Source organism: Dysgonomonas reticulitermitis, from assembly GCF_054601275.1.
Genome location: NZ_BAAHWU010000125.1, coordinates 1 through 1,145 on the forward strand (window position 1 = coordinate 1; position 1,145 = coordinate 1,145).

Consider the following 1,145-nt stretch of genomic DNA (forward strand, 5'->3'; position numbering starts at 1 on the left):
TATGCTACAATACAGTAAAAAAGATAATCAGAGAAGTTTATTTTTCTCCTTATCAGATACATTAGATCAGCATCATCCGCTTTATATTTTAGCAGATAAAGTGGATTGGGCAATGTTTGAGTATGAATTCAGCCCTCTCTATTGCCACGATAACGGTGCCCCAGCCAAGCCCATTCGTTTGATGGTAGGTTTGTTGATATTGAAACATGTCCGGGATTTATCAGATGAAAGTGTGGTAGAACAATGGAGCGAAAACATCTACTATCAATACTTTTGCGGGATGCAGGATTTTATTGCTCAATGCCCATGTGCCTCTTCGGAGTTAGTCCATTTTCGTCACCGGATAGGAGAAACCGGCATAGAATTGATTCTCAAAGAAAGCATCCGTATCAATGGCAAAGATGGGGAAGAAAGGAATCTATCAGCCGATACGACAGTTCAGGAGAAGAATATCACTTACCCCACAGACAATAAACTCCACCGTAAGATTATCAGTAAATGTAAGAAGATAGCGCAAAGAGAAGGTATTGAACTTCGCCGGAGCTATACCCGTACGTTAAAAAAACTCTTGCCTGACCAGCGTTTTGGTCGCCATCCCAAAAACAGGAAGAAGGCAGTCAAAGCCAATCGTAAAGTAAAAACCATTGCCGGCCGGTTGGTACGGGAAGTGGAGCGCAAACTGCCTGCAGGGCATCCCTATAGTTCGGAGCTTACTGTTTTTAAGAAAGTATTGGAACAAACAAGGACAAGCACCCATAAAATCTATTCATTGCATGAACCCCAGGTACAATGCATCAGTAAAGGCAAAGAACATAAAAAGTATGAATTCGGCAACAAGGTATCTATTCTTTATACCCAGCATACGGGAGTTATTGTAGGAGCATTATCATTTTCGAATCCCTACGACGGACATACACTGGATGAGGCATTGCGACAATACGAAAGATTATTGGGAAAATCACCCCTAAGCCTAACCGCGGACAGAGGATATAAAGGAAAATCGACAATAAGGGGCACAACAATACAAATACCCAAGCCTTTCAGTAAGAGAGTAAGCCGGTATCAACAACAAAAGCTCAAGAAAGCTCACAAAAGAAGAGCGGCTATCGAACCGATTATCGGACACCTGAAATCAGACCACCGCT

1 protein-coding gene is annotated in these 1,145 nt (G+C 42.2%); it reads left to right on the plus strand.

What is annotated here, in order from left to right; translation table 11 throughout:
* Position 1 precedes the first annotated feature (1 nt).
* Positions 2-1,145 (plus strand): IS5 family transposase (locus tag ACYPZI_RS15980; protein WP_459603371.1); only part of this gene is annotated, 1,144 nt, incomplete at its 3' end.